The organism is Ensifer sp. EB106-03-01-XG145, from assembly GCF_058792075.1.
The window spans coordinates 97,471-112,552 of sequence record NZ_JBYTEC010000005.1; the positions used below are offsets into that span (position 1 = coordinate 97,471).

Sequence of the window (15,082 nt, forward strand, 5' to 3'; positions counted from 1 at the left end):
TGCCAAGGCAAACCGGCTTCTACCGTTCCATTTCTGTCAATAGATCGTGAACCGGTGGCGGAAGATAACGCTCTCGTCCGAACAATCCGGCGATCCTGTCTGCCATGATCCTGTCGAAACTCGGCAAAAAGGTGTCGTAGAGGCCGATCCTCGGCTCGATTGTGGCAGATGCGACATTTTTGACGTCGTCGGACACGATGCGGGGCGCCGACAACGACACACGACCGGCAACGCCCGGTGGCAGGCCTGCGGCAATAAGTCTCTGCTGTTGTGGTCCGCGACCGCCTTCCACCGTCAGCGCAAGAGGACCGTCGCCACCATTGCGGATCAGAAAGCGGTCATCCCAGACGCCGGTTTGCCCAGCCTGCACCGTCAGATCCTCGATACCGCGCGCCTCCCGATAGAGATAGAGCCCGGTCGAGCGCCGGTCGAAGACGACGCGTCCCGCGGTCAGCCGCCCCGGTGTCCCCTGCTCCAGGAAATTTGCCAGCCGTTCCACCGTCTCGGCCGCAGGCAGATGTGCACGGCCGCCGAGGACGGTCGCCAGCGCAAGCAGCGCCCGTTGCCAATCGATGTCGCGGCATTGGCCGGTCATCGAAGAAGGGATTTCCGCGACCAACCCCGCATGCACCCGCACGTGCCGTTCGAGCAGAGCGGCGGCAGCTGCCGACGATCGCGCCCGAGACCGGGCGTCCCAGGCACCGGCACCGGTCTCCGGCAAAGATGCCAACGAGGCCCGCGCACGTACCCGCTCGAAGCGCGTGTTCAGGTTGCTCGGATCATCGAACCAGCCGACTTTGCGGTCGGTGAGAAAGGCGCGAATGGCTGCGCGGTCGACCGTGAGGAACGGTCGCAACACCCAGATGCGCCGGTCATAGAGCGTGGCCTCCGCCATGCCGGCGGCACCGGGTCCCTCCCCCCGCCGTGCGCGCATCAGGATCGTCTCTCGCTGGTCGTCGAGCGTGTGACCGGTGATGATTGAGGACGCTTCGAAGCGCTGCGCAGCGTCGGCCAGCAATGCATAGCGCGCCTCGCGCGCCGCTGCCTGAATGCCGGTCCTGGGCTTCGGCCCGTCCCATCGGGTTATGATATGCGGTACGCCCAGGCTCTCGCAAAAGGCCGCGACACCGCGCGCCTCATCGGCCGATTCCGGCCTCAGCGCATGATCGACCGTGCAGGCGGCCAGGGAAAACTGTGTGGGCTTGGTTGCCTCGATCGCCTCGTTGAGAACGAGAAGCAGTCCTTTCGAGTCGCTCCCGCCGGAGACGGCCACGAGAATACGTGCTGGTCTATCGAAGGAGGCAAGAAATCGTTTTGCCGTTTCGACAACGGCCAGTGGCGGGTGGGCCTCAGCAGCCAAAACGGCTCTGCTCGCTCGTCACCTTTGCCTTTACCGCCGGCGAAGCCTTCGGGTAGCGCTTGTTGACCTCGCGCAGCGTCGCGCAGGCAGTTTCCTTGTTGTCGAGCGCACCGAGCGACATGCCGAGCTTCAGCAGCATTTCCGGCGCCTTCGGCGACTTGCCGTGGGCCTGGTGCGCGTTCAGGAAGGTCTTGGCCGCGTCACTGTACTTGCCCTGCGAATATTGCGCCTCGCCCAGCCAGAAGCTGGCATCGGCCGCCTTGTCGCCCTGCGGGAACGCGGCCAGATAGTCGCCGAATTCCTGTTCCGCCGTGCTGTAGTCGCCGGAGAGAACGTGGCCGTAGGCCGACTGGTAGAGATCGCCGGGATTGTCGAGCGAGGCGGTCTGCTGATTGCCCGGGTTAGCGTTCAGGCCACCATCGTCGGCGGGCAGACCCGCACCGGCTTCGACACCCGGAGGCGTAGCGTTCGCGCCGGGTTGAGCATCGGTTGTCGCCGAAACCGGATTGCCGCTCTGGTCGAAGACGATCTGGCCAAGCGTGGTCGGCGCAGCCGCGCCATTGGAACCCTGGCTACCAGCCGAAGGAAGACCGGAGGCAGCCATGTCGCTGCCGCCGCCTGCCGGTGCCATCGTCTGGCTATCCGTCACCCCGGGGGTGACGGACGCCTGATCGCTGGTCTTCGGCGTCTGCAATGCGCCGCTCTTCTTCGGGGAGGCCTTGCCGCTTTCCAGGTCCTGGAAGCGGAACTCGTTGTCCTCCTGGAACTTCCGGATCTGCTCCTGCATCTGCAGCAGCTGGAAGCTCATTTCTTCGATACGCCCGTTGAGCGAGCGGATCTGTTCCTCAAGCTGGCCAAGCCGTGCGGTCTCGGCCGACTGCACCTTCACCACGGGCAGGTTCTGCGCGCCGGCTTGAGTTTCAGTCGTTCGGGCCAGCAGCCCTGAAAGCGGCATGGCGTTCGCCGTCTGGCCCAGGCCCGCAAGGGCCGCAAGACCGATCAGCCCCGCCACGACAAATTTCTTCATTTCATTTGTCCTGTTCGAATACCGGTTGTCCCACCCTTGACCAGGGGCCCGCAATACATCTCGCCGAGTCAACTGGGTGATTGCCGCACAGTTTTCCAATTGCCCTGAAAAAGCAACGGAGTTCGGCCAAAGTGTGGTAAAAAAGCAAAGGGCGGCTGAGAGCCGCCCTTTTAATTTAGAAGTCTGTGATCTTAGGAACACGGTGTGTTCCCTGGAACACGGGCATTCCCCCGAACACGTCATGCTACCCGACCGAGCCAGGCTCGGCCGTGAGATTACATGCCAGCGCCACCGAGGACGGTAACCGCGCGGCGGTTCTGCGACCAGCACGAGATGTCGTCGCAGACGGCAACCGGCTTTTCCTTGCCGTAGGAGATCGTCTTCATGCGGTTTGCCGGAACGCCCTGGCTAACGAGGTAGTCGCGGGTGGAGGCCGCACGGCGGGCGCCGAGCGCAAGGTTGTATTCGCGCGTGCCGCGTTCGTCGGCATGGCCTTCGATCGTGATTGCGTAGTTCGGGTACTTGGCGAGCCACTGAGCCTGGCGGGCGAGCGTCTGCTGCGCGTCGGCACGGATCGAGGTGGAGTCGGTGTCGAAGAAGATGCGGTCGCCGACGTTGACGGTGAAGTCCTGCTGCGAACCCGGCGTTGCGGCGCCCGCGCCGCCGAGGCCGAGCTCGTTGGCATTGTTCGGCATGTTCTTCTTCGATGCACAACCAGCGATAGCAAGCGTCATGACCAGGGCGATCATGACCGGGTTGCGAGCGATGGTCTGCATGCGGCCTACGGCCGGGGTGTCAATTCGGCTCATGCGCCGGTCTCCTTGGGAAGTGTCTGAATTCACGGTTGCCAGACTGTAACCGGAAGCGGTTAATCGCTTTTCAACAGTTATGGTTAATAAATCGATAATTTTAGCTCGGGGCCTGCTAGACCAGCACTTTGCGGCGAGAAAGCGGCATCGTTGCCACATTTTCCCGCCGCAAAACGGGTCAGGCCGGAGCGGGATGAGGAAAACTGTGTGCGGTTTTCCGCCCGTATCCCGCTCCTCACCGTGATCTACTCGAGCAGCGGCGACCAGGCCGGGTCGGATGCGAAGCCCTGCGTCTGGATCGGCTGCTCGTTGTAGCCGGAAATATCGATCGAATAGAGCTGCGGTCCGCCGGCACCGGCGCCCTGACGGAAGAACATCAGCACGCGGCCGTTCGGCGCCCAGGTCGGGCCCTCGTTGTGGAAGCCCGTGGTCAGGATGCGTTCGCCCGAACCGTCGGTCTTCATCACGCCGATCGAGAACTTGCCGCCCGACTGCTTGGTGAAGGCGATGAGGTCGCCGCGCGGAGACCAGACCGGCGTCGAATAGCGACCGTCTCCGAAGGAGATGCGACGCTGGCCGGAGCCGTCGGCACCCATGACGTAAATCTGCTGGCCGCCGCCACGGTCGCTTTCAAAGGCGATCTGGCTGCCGTCAGGCGAATAGGACGGTGCCGTGTCGATCGCGGCCGTGTTGGTGAGGCGTGTCGTCGTGCGCGAGCGCAGGTCCATCGTATAGATGTTGGCGTTACCGTCCTGCTGCAGGCTCATGATCACGCGCTGGCCATCAGGCGAGAAGCGCGGCGAAAACGTCATGCCGGGGAAGTTGCCGACGACTTCGCGCTGTCCGGTCTCGAGCTGCAGCAGGTAGACGCGCGGCTGCTGGTTTTCGAACGACATGTAGGTGACTTCCTGGCGGTTCGGCGAGAAGCGCGGCGTGAGCACGATGTCGTTGGAATTGGTGAGCGCACGGGCGTTGAAGCCGTCCTGGTCCATGATCGCCAGCTGACGCTTGCGCGCCGTCTTCGGGCCGCTTTCGGCGACATAGACGATGCGCGTGTCGAAATAGCCCTTTTCACCGGTGACGCTCTCATAGATGGCGTCGGCGATGATGTGGGCGACGCGGCGCCAGTTTTCCGGTTGGGTGAAGAACTGCTGGCCGGTCATCTGCTTGCTACCGAACGTATCCCACAGGCGGAACTCCGCCTTCAGCCTGCCGTCGCCTTCCTGCGTCACGCGGCCGGTGACAAGCGCCTGCGCATTGATGACCTTCCAGTCCTCGAAGCGCGGCGTGGCGTCAGGATTGCTGATTTTCTCGATGAAGGCGCCCTTGTTGATCGGTGCGAATAGGCCGGACCGCTTGAGGTCCGCTGCGACCACGTCGGAGATCTTCTGGCCGAGTTCACCCTGAAGGAAGTCGGTAACAGCGATCGGCAGGGGCTCGACCTTGCCCTTGTTGATGTCGATGACAACTTCCGCGTTTGCGGGCGCTGCCGCCACGACGGCGACCAACATGCCCGCGGCCACCATCAGGGCACGGAAAAGAGAGACCTTGATCATAGAGACAAGCCTTTCAGCTTAGTATGAAGGGTTTGCAGGGTTGGTTTGCTATCCGGCATGGGTTCCAATCCCGGCAGCGTTAAAGCGCGAATTCCGAGGGGTCGAAATTCAGCACGAGGGTATTCCATCCTTTTTCGCCTTCATATTTTTCAGGCGGCAGGTTTTGTAGCGGAGCTGAGCGGCGGAGCGCGCGCATGGTGCTGCTTTCAACAGCGCGGCGCGTACCCTCAGGCCCGCCAGTTGCAGTGACCTCAGGCTCGCCGACGATGTTGCCGGCCGGATCCAGCTGTACGCGGATCGTGACGCGAACCTCCGCGACACCAGTCAAGCCGGCGGTCAGCGCCCAATTGCTCTGGATCTGGCCCTTCACGCCGTCGATCTCGTTGGCGCTGAGGCCCACGCCGACGGTCTTCTTGCCGCCGAGCGCCGCCTCTTGCGTCGAGCGCTTGGCGCCACCGGCGGACGGATCCTGCCGGTTGAGCAGCGCTGCAATCTCGTCGGCATTGAACTTGCTTTCCTCGGTGGAGGCTGCCTTCTTCTGTTCCTTCGGCGTTGCCTCGTTCTTGCGCTCAGGCGTCTTGGCGCTCTGGGCCGGCTTTTCGACCTTGGGCTTTGCGGCCGGCGTCGGCACCTTTTCGGGCAACGCTTCGGCTTCCGGGTTCTCCGCCGGCTTTTCTTCGGCTGGCGCCGGTTCCGGCTTGGTTTCCGGTTTCACTTCCTGCTTCGGTTCCGGCAATGCCGCAACTTCGGTCGCAGGCTCGGAGGCGGGCTTCGTCTCCTCGACCTTCTTGATTTCCTGTTCGATCGGATCGGGCGTCGGCTCGGGCTTTTCGTTCTTTTCGGGCGACGCCGTGGCTTCGCTCTTCGACGGCTTGGCGTTCGGCGTCGGCGGCGTCTTCAGGTCCGTGTCGTTGTCGCCGACATTCTCGGCAGGCTGGTTCGTTTCCGGACGCTTGGTCGGAACCGGCGACGACGTCTCCTTCTTCGGCGCCTTCTTGTCGCCCTGCTGAACCTGCGTCATTTCCGAGTAGGGAACGATGTCGACAGGCAGAGCCTCGACGTCGGCGACCTGAAAGTCAGCCGGGCTGCCGAGCGACACCATCGCCCAGGTCAGAACCAGGGCGTGGAGGACAGCAGATGTAGCGAGACTGCCCTTCATCGTGGACGATCACTTTTCCTGTTCTTGCAGCGTCACGAGGCCGAGGTTCTTGAAACCGGCGGCCGAGATGCGAGCCATGACCTTCATGACCGTGCCGTAGTCGGCATTGGTGTCGCCACGAACATAGATGCGCTCGTTGTAACCGGTGGTGGCAATCGCCTCGAGCTTCGGCACGACCTCTTCGATCGCGATCGGCGTTTCCTGCAGGAAGATTTCGCCGGCCGGATTGACCGAAACGGTGATCGGCTGCGTATCGGAATTGAGCGCCTTGGCCTGCGTTTCCGGCAGGTCGATCGGCACGCCGACCGTCATCATCGGTGCTGCCACCATGAAGATGATGAGCAGCACCAGCATCACGTCCACGAAGGGCGTGACGTTGATTTCGCTCATGATCGCTTTCTTGCCGCCGCGGCGACGACGACCGCCGCCCGAACCCTTGGCTCCGCCAACCGACATACCCATCAGCGTGGTCTCCGTATTCTCTGGCGATTATTGCGCGGCCTGGCGCGGGCTCTGCAGCTTCTCGTCGATCTGCCGCGACAGGATGGCGGAGAACTCGTCGGCAAAAGCTTCCATGCGCGCCGAGAGCTTGCCGGCGTCGGCCGAAAACTTGTTGTAGGCGATAACCGCCGGGATAGCGGCGAGAAGGCCGATTGCGGTGGCGAGCAGCGCTTCGGCGATACCGGGCGCCACGACCGCAAGGTTGGTCGACTTCGAACCGGCGATCGCCTGGAACGAGGTCATGATACCGACGACAGTACCGAAGAGGCCGATGAAGGGTGCGGCCGAACCGATCGTCGCGAGCGAGCCGAGCCGGGCTTCGAGCGATTCCGATTCCCGTGAAAGCGTCACATCCATGGCGCGGTCGATACGCATCTGCAGGCCGATCGGCGAGCGGGCGCCGCGTTCGAAGCTCTTCTTCCATTCGCGCATGGCGGAAACGAAGATCGCCCCCATGCCGGCGGTCTGCCGGTCGGCGAGTGTCCGGTAGAGCTCTTCCAGCGACTGTCCGGACCAGAACACCTGCTCGAAACTGTCGAGCTGACGGCGCACACGGCCGTAGTTCAGCGTCTTGTCGACGACGATCGCCCAGGTCCAGACCGAGGCGGCAATCAGCCCCAGCATGACCAGCTTCACGACAAAGCCCGCCTGCATGAACAGCGACCAGAGGGTCACATCGTGCGTCGCAGCGGCCAATCCAACCTGTTCCATCGTCTTCAGTCCCCGAATCCAAACACCCGGCAAGAGCTGCTCATGCTCGTGACCGGGTAGCCCAAACGTCCTGTTTGCAAGAATGCCCGGCACCGCCGTAGATCGCACCATCGCGACCTTTATTAGCTTTAGGTTGCCTTCTTGCCGTCAATTTTGGTCAAAGGATGACGTGCACTGCACAAATCCTGATGCAGTGATTAAGACACCATTATGGTTAAGCAACCGTTACCGAACTGTGTCTTTGCAGTATCACCTGGCCGCCGGAACTTACGTTCGCCGGGCACGTTTCTTCGCCATGGCTCAGCAGACGACACGACAGCGCGACAAACGGCCCTCCTCACCGCATTTTGATCCACGGGACCGGCTGATCCTGGCGCTTTACGCCCAACTCAAGGCCGAGCGCGAAACCCGCGCGGCGTTGGAGGACGCGCTTGCCCACGGCGTTCTGTCGTCCGATGTCCTTCAGGCAATCATCTCCGATCCAGTTCCGGTTGTCACAAGCGAGGATATCGCCCACATCGAACGGGCGCTCGCCCACGAGACCCGACCGGCTGAATCCCCTGATGGGACGCCAACCCTCCGACGATTGAGTGGAGGCGGGTAATGGCTGCACGCCGTGATCCGCTCGCCGAATACAACAAGCGCCGCGATTTCAGCGAGACCCGCGAGCCCAAAGGCAGCCGCAGCCGCAGCCGGTCGAACCGCAAGCGCTTCCTGGTGCAGAAACATGACGCGACGCGCCTGCATTACGATTTCCGCCTGGAATGGGACGGCGTGCTGAAAAGCTGGGCCGTCACCCGCGGGCCCAGCCTCAACCCGCAGGACAAACGTCTCGCCGTTCGAACTGAAGACCATCCGCTTGCCTACGGCGACTTCGAAGGAACGATCCCCGAGAAGCAATACGGCGGCGGCACCGTCATGTTGTGGGACACCGGCTGGTGGGAGCCGGAAAACGATCCGGATGAAGGATTGCGCGAAGGCAAGCTGACGTTTCATCTGCACGGTGAGCGCCTGCAAGGTAGTTGGGCGCTGGTCCGCATGCGGCCACGTCCGGGCGAGAAGCGCGAAAACTGGCTGCTCATCAAGGAAAGTGACGACATCGCCACCGAAGATGGCGAAATTCTCTTGGAGGATCATCAGACGAGCGTCACCACCGGCCGGACCATGGACGAGATCGCCGCGGGAGAAGGCGAACGGAAGAAACATGTCTGGGCTTCCAACAGGAGCACATCAGAGAACCTCAGGGCCGGCGCAGTCGATCCGCCGTCGACGAAACAGAGCAAATCGCCCACACTCTCGACCAGGACGATTTCCGAGGGGCAACGGAAGCGCAAGGAGGCAAGTGCCGTGACACCCGAAACGCCGAAACCGGCAACGAAGTCCGGGGGCAAATCCCAGGTGAAAGCCGCGAAGGCGTCGAGCACGAAAGGCAGCTCGAGCGCAGCAGAGGAAACGGTCCTCGGCGTGCGGATCACCCATCCGGAGCGGATCCTGTTCGAAGGTCAGAGCATCAGCAAACTTGATCTCGCCCGCTACTATGCCGTCGTCGCGGATCGGATGTTGCCATACGCCGCCGAGCATCTGCTGTCGCTTGTCCGCGCCCCGCAAGGCGTCAAGGGACCACGTTTTTACCAGAAGCATGCGAGTGAAGGCTTCCCGGACGAGATCAAGGAAGTTCCCGTCACGGAGAGCTCCGGCGAGACCGAGAACTACATGTATGTGCGCGACGCCAAAGGAGTGGTCGCTGCCGTGCAGATGGGCACGCTGGAGTTCCACATCTGGGGCTCGCGCTTCGACAAGCTTGAGACCCCCGATCGGCTGATCTTCGACCTCGACCCCGATGAAGGCCTCGACTTCGCGGTGGTCAAGACGGCGGCCGTGGCGCTGCACGACGCGCTCGACGAGATCGGGCTGAAATCGATACCGATGGTCACGGGCGGCAAGGGCGTCCATGTCATCGTGCCATTGGTAGCGCGGGCCACCTGGCCAGAAGCCAAGGGCTTCGCCAAGACCTTTGCCCAGGGTTTTGCCGAGCGCGAACCGGACAATTTCGTCGCCACCATGTCGAAGGAGAAGCGCAAGGGCCGCATCTTCATCGACTGGCTGAGGAACGAGCGCGGCGCGACCGCGATCGCCCCCTATTCCACGAGAGCACGATCCGGCGGACCGGTGGCAACACCCATCAGCTGGGACGAGCTTTCCGCGCTTGAAGCCGCCAACGGCTTCCGGATCCCCGACATTCTCGAACGGATTGAAAGCGGCATAGATCCCTGGCGGGACCTGGCGAAGGTCAGGCAATCCCTGACCAGGAAGATCCTGGACAAGCTCGGAGTCGAGGACGTCGACTAAACCGTGTTTGTCGAGGACGTGCCGGGCTGGCCGGCGCTCTCCTTGGCGTGATGGAACTTGTAGGCTAGCGCCTCCGGCAGCCGCCGCGGCCGGCCCTGGCCGTTGATGACGGCGATGATCACCTTGGAGGCGATCAGCAGTTGCTCGCCGCGACGGATTTCCTGCAGCAGCACCATCTTGGCGCCGCCGGCCTTCTCCGTGACCGTGGTGATCGTCAGGATATCGTCCATACGCGCAGGCAGCTTGAAGTCGATTTCCATGCGGTGGACGACGAAGACCAGACCTTCGCTGTCACCTTCGATCGCGAGCGTCGCCTGTTCGACGCCGAGCAGGCGCAGGAAATCGGTGCGGGCGCGCTCCATGAAGTGCAGGTAGCGGGCGTGATAGACGACGCCGGAAAAATCGGTGTCTTCGTAATAGACGCGCTGGATCAGCCGATGGCCGTTTTCGGTCAGTTCGCCTGCAAGCGAAATCAGGGACATGCTTTTCTCCGCAAGTACATCCCGTTTCCTGTGCAGGAACAAAAAGCCATTTGCAAGCATTGCAGCGTTGTCACAATCCTATCCTATCACGTGACGGACTTCCTTCCCTCGATCAGGAGAACGTGCATGAAGATTGCGATTCTCGGTGGCGACGGTTTCGTCGGCTGGCCTACGGCTCTTCACCTGTCCGATACGGGCCACGACGTCCATATCCTCGACAATCTCTCCCGCCGCTGGATCGATACGGAACTCGGCGTACAATCGCTGACGCCGATGGATTCGATCCAGGAACGTACCCGCATCTGGCATGCAGAAACCGGCCGGCGCATCCATTTCAATCTCATCGATCTTGCCCGCGATTACGAACTCCTCAAGAATTGGCTCGCCGAGCATCGCCCTGATGCGATCGTGCATTTCGCCGAGCAGCGTGCCGCGCCCTATTCGATGAAGAGCGACCGCCACAAGAACTACACGGTCAACAACAACGTCAACGCCACGCACAATCTCCTGAACGCGCTGGTCGAACTCGGGCTCGACGCCCATCTCGTGCATCTCGGCACCATGGGCGTCTATGGCTATTCGACCATTGGTGCTGCGATCCCCGAAGGCTATCTGCCTGTCGGTATCGAAACGATGGGCGGCGAGACCGTCAGCCAGGAAATTCTCTATCCGTCCAATCCCGGCTCGATCTACCACATGACCAAGTGCCTGGATCAGTTGCTCTTCCAGTTCTACGCCAAGAACGACGGCCTCAGGATTACCGACCTGCACCAGGGCATCGTCTGGGGCACCCATACCGAGCAGACGCGCCGCCACGCCCAGCTCATCAACCGCTTCGACTATGACGGCGACTATGGCACCGTCTTGAACCGTTTCCTCATTCAGGCGGCGATCGGATATCCGCTGACGGTACATGGCACCGGCGGCCAGACGCGCGCCTTCATCCACATCCAGGATTCTGTCCGCTGCATCGAGCTGGCGCTGAAGAACCCGCCCGCCCGCGGCAGCCGCGTCGAGATATTCAACCAGATGACCGAGACCCACCGGGTGCGCGACCTCGCCGAGATGATCGCAGCGATTTCAGGATCGCAGATCGCCTGGCTGCCGAACCCGCGCAAGGAAGCGGCCGAGAACGAACTCGTCGTGCACAATGAGAAGTTCTTAGGCCTCGGCCTCAACCCGACGCGGCTGCAGGACGGGCTGCTGTCGGAAATCGTCGATGTCGCGAAGAAATTCGCCTATCGTGTCGATAGAACGCGCGTGCCTGCCGTCTCCGCCTGGACCAAGGACATCGCGCCGCTGATCAACCACGACCCAGAGGGCAAGCGGCTGAAATCCGTTTCATGACATCAAACGACCCTTCGGAGGGGCTGCGCCCCTCCTCGCCACCCTTGGCCGATCATGCCTTCGTGACGCTCGTCACTAATGCCGACTATGCGCTCGGTGCCCGCGCGCTCGCACGCTCCATCCGGCTCACGAGCACCAAGGCGGATATCGTCGTGCTCCATACGGGCGGCGTAGCGCTCGAAGCACTGGCGCCGCTGGCCGAGTTCGGCTGTCGCCTGATCGAGACCGATCTCTTGCCGCTTTCCGATGCCTTCAACGAGCGTCATCAGCGCCGGAACGTGCATGAGAAGGCACCCTTCACCAAGGGCCGCAAACCGGCCTTCCACTCGCCGCTCGACAACTTCTGCAAGCTCAGGCTCTGGCAATTAACCGAATACTGCCGCTGCGTCTTCATTGATGCCGACGCGGTTGTGCTCCGCAACATCGACCGGCTGTATGCCTATCCGGAATTCTCCGCGGCCCCGAATGTCTATGAAAGCCTCGCCGACTTTCACCGGCTGAATTCCGGCGTCTTCGTCGCCGAACCGTCGTTGGCGACATTCGACAGGATGCTCGACCGGCTCGACGCACCCGATGCCTTCTGGCCACGCACCGACCAGACCTTCCTACAAAGCTTCTTCCCGGATTGGCACGGCCTGCCGGTGACGATGAACATGCTGCAATATGTCTGGTTCAACATGCCCGCGCTCTGGGACTGGCGCTCGATCGGCGTGCTGCACTACCAGTATGAAAAGCCCTGGGAAAAAGACCATCCGCGTGCCGGGGCCCTGCGGCCACTGATCGACCTCTGGTTCGCCTACCTGACCGGGGACGACATTCCGGAGATCGCCTCCCTCCCCAATCCGGCGCACCGATGAGCAGGGTGCTGGTCTCCGGCGGCACCGGCTTCGTCGGCCGCTTCATCGTCGAGCATTTGATCGCCCATCGCTACGAGGTGATCGTTAGCGGCCGCCATCCCCCCGATAACAGCTTTTTCTCGCGCAACCTCCCCTTCGTTCCGCTCGTCCTCGATCTGGATCGCGATCAGTCCGCCGCGTTCGATGGCATTGACGGCTTTGTTCATGCCGCCTTCGACCATGTCGAGGGCAAATATCGCGGCGGTGAAGGCGATGATCCGGAGAGCTTTCGCCGTGCGAACATCGATGGCTCGATCCGCCTGTTCGAGACCGCTCGCGCTGCCGGCGTCAAACGCTGCGTCTTCCTGTCGAGCCGCGCCGTCTACGGCAGCAGGCGCCCAGGCCCCATCGACGAGACATTCGCACCCGATCCGGACACGCTCTATGGCGCGGTGAAGGTCGCCGTGGAAGATCACCTACGCCTGCTTGCGACCGAGGATTTCAGCGTGGCAAGCCTGCGCGTCACCGGCGTTTACGGCGCGGCCGCTCCTGGCAGGCAGCACAAATGGGCCGAGCTGTTTGCGAACTATCTTGATGGAAAACCGATCCAGCCTCGGATCGGCACCGAAGTTCACGGCGACGACGTCGGCGCCGCAGTACGGCTCATGCTGGAAGCGGATAGCGACACCGTGCGCGGTGAGGTCTTCAACGTTTCGGACCTGCTGCTCGATGTCAGGCAAATCCTGTCGGTGGTGCAGACGCTGACCGGGTCTCGGCACCCATTGCCGGAGGCCGCTTCAGCGGATGGCTATCTCGTCATGTCGACCGAAAAGTTGCGCCGGCTTGGCTGGCAACCCGGCGGATCCGAGCTGTTGGCGACGACGATCAGGGAGTTGGTCACAGACAGCAAGTCGGCGTAAAACCCCCGACGCCTGACCGGGCTAACCGAGGTCGATGACGACGATCTCCGGCGGCACGCCGAAACGGACCGGTGCAAGCGAGCAGCCGAGACCGCCGGAGACGATCAGGTTGCGGTCGTCCTCGACCATGTGCCCATAGGCATAGCGATCGCCGAAACGCGAAGGCACCACGGGCGCGAAGCCGAGAAGCCGCACCTGCCCGCCATGGGTATGACCCGACAGTGTCAATGCGACCCGTGGGGGAACGCTCGGGAAGATGTCCGGCTCATGTGCCAGCAGAACGACCGGATCACCGTCATTCACCTGTGCGAGCGTGCCGTCGAGATCGTCGAGACCCGCCATGCGCTGGCGCTGCCACTTCTTGCCCGGCACCAATGCAAGCTGGTCTTCGAGACCGGCGATCCAGAAGCCCTGCCCGTCCTTTTCCAGCCGGATTGCCCGGTTGCTGTAAACGTTGATGCCGACATCCTGCAGCGCCTTGTGCCCGAAGGTCGGACCGCCGCCATTTTTCTGCGCGGTCTTGTCCTCCCACCAGTCGTGATTGCCCATGACGGCATGCACGCCGAGCGGCGCCGAGAGGGTCGCAAGCGCCTTCGCCCATTCGCTGGAATGCACGTAGCGGGTCACGAAGTTCATGCCGGCCGCATAATCCCCGAGCAGCACCGTCACGTCGCCGCCCAGCGCGTTGGCCTGACGGCAGATCGAAGCGATGCGACCTGCCGGCATCCAGGGCTCGCAGGCATGGATATCGGCGAGCGCGACGACGCGCAGCTTCAACCCGGGCGTCCAGCCGGGCGGCGTCAGGGTGTAGCGGGTCACGTTCAGCCGGGCCAACGGCTCGACGGCGAAGGCGTAACCGCCGAGCGCCGCCATGCTGGCGATACCGCCGCCGATCACTTTCAATAATCCGCGGCGGGTAATCATCTATTCGTCCTCGAGTGTCAGCCGGAACTGCGTCGCCTCGACCTCTTTCGGCGGGTTGAAGCCGATATGTTTCCAGGCATTTGCGGTCAAGATACGACCGCGCGGCGTACGCTGTATGAAGCCCTGCTGGATCAGGTAGGGCTCGATGATGTCTTCGATCGCATCACGCGGTTCCGAGAGACCGGCGGCGATGGTTTCGATGCCGACAGGCCCGCCGGCGAAATTCTGTGCGATCATGAAGAGATAGCGGCGGTCGAGCTGGTCGAGCCCCATATTGTCGACCAGCAGCCGCGTCAGCGCCTCGTCAGCGATCTTCCTGGTCACGGCTTCGGCGCGCGCCACTTCGGCGAAATCGCGCACCCGCCGCAACAGCCGGCCGGCAATACGCGGCGTACCGCGGGCGCGGCGGGCGATCTCGCGCGCGCCATCGTCTGTCATGCCGAGGCCCATCAGCCGGGAACCTCGGCGCACGATCGATTCCAGTTCCTCGACCGTGTAGAAGTTGAGACGCACGGGAATGCCGAAACGGTCACGCAGCGGCGTGGTCAAGAGGCCGAGGCGGGTCGTCGCCGCGACCAGCGTGAACTTCGACAGATCGATCTTTACCGAACGCGCCGCCGGGCCTTCGCCGATGATCAGGTCGAGCTGGAAATCTTCCATCGCAGGATAAAGAATTTCCTCGACCGCCGGATTGAGCCGGTGGATCTCGTCGATGAAGAGCACGTCGCGTTCTTCGAGATTGGTAAGCAAAGCCGCAAGGTCGCCAGCCTTGGCGATAACCGGACCGGAGGTCGAGCGAAAGTTGACGCCGAGTTCCTTGGCCATGATCTGCGCAAGCGTCGTCTTGCCGAGGCCGGGCGGGCCAACGAAGAGCACATGGTCCAGCGCCTCGCCGCGGTTCTTGGCCGCTTCGATGAAAATCTTCAGGTTGGCGCGCGCTTCCGCCTGGCCGGTGAATTCGTCCAGCGACTGCGGGCGCATGGTCGCATCGAGATCTTCACCGCGCTTTTCCGGCGTTATCAGACGTGCCGCGTCAGTCATGCATTCGTTCCAATTGGTCAGTCGTCATGGCGCAGGTACTCACCTGCGTCCGGCCCTCTT

15 protein-coding genes are annotated in these 15,082 nt (G+C 62.5%); 5 read left to right on the forward strand and 10 right to left on the reverse strand.

Annotated features, from left to right (window positions below; all coding sequences use genetic code 11):
- Window positions 1-19 precede the first annotated feature (19 nt).
- The 7 genes from tilS to tolQ form a co-directional block, all read right to left on the reverse strand.
- Window positions 20-1,360, reverse strand: coding sequence for a tRNA lysidine(34) synthetase TilS (gene tilS / locus AC3WWH_RS14825; protein ID WP_058321046.1), 1,341 nt, complete (start codon window positions 1,358-1,360; stop codon window positions 20-22).
- A complete protein-coding gene (gene ybgF / locus AC3WWH_RS14830; protein ID WP_058321045.1) occupies window positions 1,350-2,387 on the reverse strand; it encodes a tol-pal system protein YbgF in 1,038 nt (345 codons plus the stop codon). Before ybgF ends, tilS begins: the two co-directional genes overlap by 11 nt.
- A gap of 275 nt (window positions 2,388-2,662) precedes the next feature.
- On the reverse strand, window positions 2,663-3,196 hold the full coding sequence (pal, locus tag AC3WWH_RS14835; protein ID WP_057254697.1) for a peptidoglycan-associated lipoprotein Pal: 534 nt from the start codon (window positions 3,194-3,196) through the stop codon (window positions 2,663-2,665).
- A gap of 245 nt (window positions 3,197-3,441) precedes the next feature.
- Window positions 3,442-4,752, reverse strand: coding sequence for a Tol-Pal system beta propeller repeat protein TolB (gene tolB / locus AC3WWH_RS14840; protein WP_058321044.1), 1,311 nt, complete (start codon window positions 4,750-4,752; stop codon window positions 3,442-3,444).
- A 79-nt stretch (window positions 4,753-4,831) separates the two neighbouring features.
- On the reverse strand, window positions 4,832-5,911 hold the full coding sequence (gene tolA, locus AC3WWH_RS14845; RefSeq protein WP_058321043.1) for a cell envelope integrity protein TolA: 1,080 nt from the start codon (window positions 5,909-5,911) through the stop codon (window positions 4,832-4,834).
- A gap of 9 nt (window positions 5,912-5,920) precedes the next feature.
- Window positions 5,921-6,373, reverse strand: coding sequence for a protein TolR (gene tolR / locus AC3WWH_RS14850; protein ID WP_025424730.1), 453 nt, complete (start codon window positions 6,371-6,373; stop codon window positions 5,921-5,923).
- A 27-nt stretch (window positions 6,374-6,400) separates the two neighbouring features.
- Complete coding sequence (gene tolQ / locus AC3WWH_RS14855) at window positions 6,401-7,123, reverse strand: protein TolQ (RefSeq protein ID WP_057254694.1); 723 nt, start codon at window positions 7,121-7,123, stop codon at window positions 6,401-6,403.
- Window positions 7,124-7,418: 295 nt separating this feature from the next.
- On the opposite strand from tolQ, the gene AC3WWH_RS14860 reads away from it, so the two are divergent.
- Complete coding sequence (locus AC3WWH_RS14860) at window positions 7,419-7,727, forward strand: hypothetical protein (protein ID WP_058321042.1); 309 nt, start codon at window positions 7,419-7,421, stop codon at window positions 7,725-7,727.
- Window positions 7,727-9,472, forward strand: a complete 1,746-nt coding sequence (gene ligD, locus AC3WWH_RS14865) for a non-homologous end-joining DNA ligase (protein WP_058321041.1) — start codon at window positions 7,727-7,729, stop codon at window positions 9,470-9,472. Before AC3WWH_RS14860 ends, ligD begins: the two co-directional genes overlap by 1 nt.
- On the opposite strand, the gene ybgC is transcribed toward ligD, so the two are convergent.
- Window positions 9,469-9,954: a tol-pal system-associated acyl-CoA thioesterase gene (gene ybgC / locus AC3WWH_RS14870; RefSeq protein ID WP_058321040.1), complete on the reverse strand. Its 486-nt coding sequence runs from the start codon at window positions 9,952-9,954 to the stop codon at window positions 9,469-9,471. The two genes, ligD and ybgC, sit on opposite strands and share 4 nt — an antisense overlap.
- A 126-nt stretch (window positions 9,955-10,080) precedes the next feature.
- Here ybgC and AC3WWH_RS14875 point away from each other — a divergent pair, with 126 nt between their 5' ends.
- From AC3WWH_RS14875 to AC3WWH_RS14885, 3 genes are read left to right on the forward strand one after another with little or no spacing between them, the layout of a single operon-like run.
- Entirely contained in the window at window positions 10,081-11,301 is a 1,221-nt protein-coding gene (locus tag AC3WWH_RS14875; protein ID WP_058321039.1) for an NAD-dependent epimerase/dehydratase family protein, read from the forward strand.
- A complete protein-coding gene (locus AC3WWH_RS14880; RefSeq protein ID WP_058321038.1) occupies window positions 11,298-12,158 on the forward strand; it encodes a glycosyltransferase in 861 nt (286 codons plus the stop codon). The genes AC3WWH_RS14875 and AC3WWH_RS14880 overlap by 4 nt, the downstream gene beginning before the upstream one ends.
- Window positions 12,155-13,057: an NAD-dependent epimerase/dehydratase family protein gene (locus tag AC3WWH_RS14885; RefSeq protein WP_058321037.1), complete on the forward strand. Its 903-nt coding sequence runs from the start codon at window positions 12,155-12,157 to the stop codon at window positions 13,055-13,057. The genes AC3WWH_RS14880 and AC3WWH_RS14885 overlap by 4 nt, the downstream gene beginning before the upstream one ends.
- A 21-nt stretch (window positions 13,058-13,078) precedes the next feature.
- Here AC3WWH_RS14885 and AC3WWH_RS14890 read toward each other — a convergent pair whose 3' ends face one another.
- Both AC3WWH_RS14890 and ruvB read right to left on the reverse strand, forming a co-directional pair.
- Window positions 13,079-13,981, reverse strand: coding sequence for a metallophosphoesterase (locus tag AC3WWH_RS14890; RefSeq protein ID WP_057254687.1), 903 nt, complete (start codon window positions 13,979-13,981; stop codon window positions 13,079-13,081).
- Window positions 13,982-15,022: a Holliday junction branch migration DNA helicase RuvB gene (gene ruvB, locus AC3WWH_RS14895; RefSeq protein WP_058321036.1), complete on the reverse strand. Its 1,041-nt coding sequence runs from the start codon at window positions 15,020-15,022 to the stop codon at window positions 13,982-13,984.
- Between the last annotated feature and the right edge of the window lie 60 nt (window positions 15,023-15,082).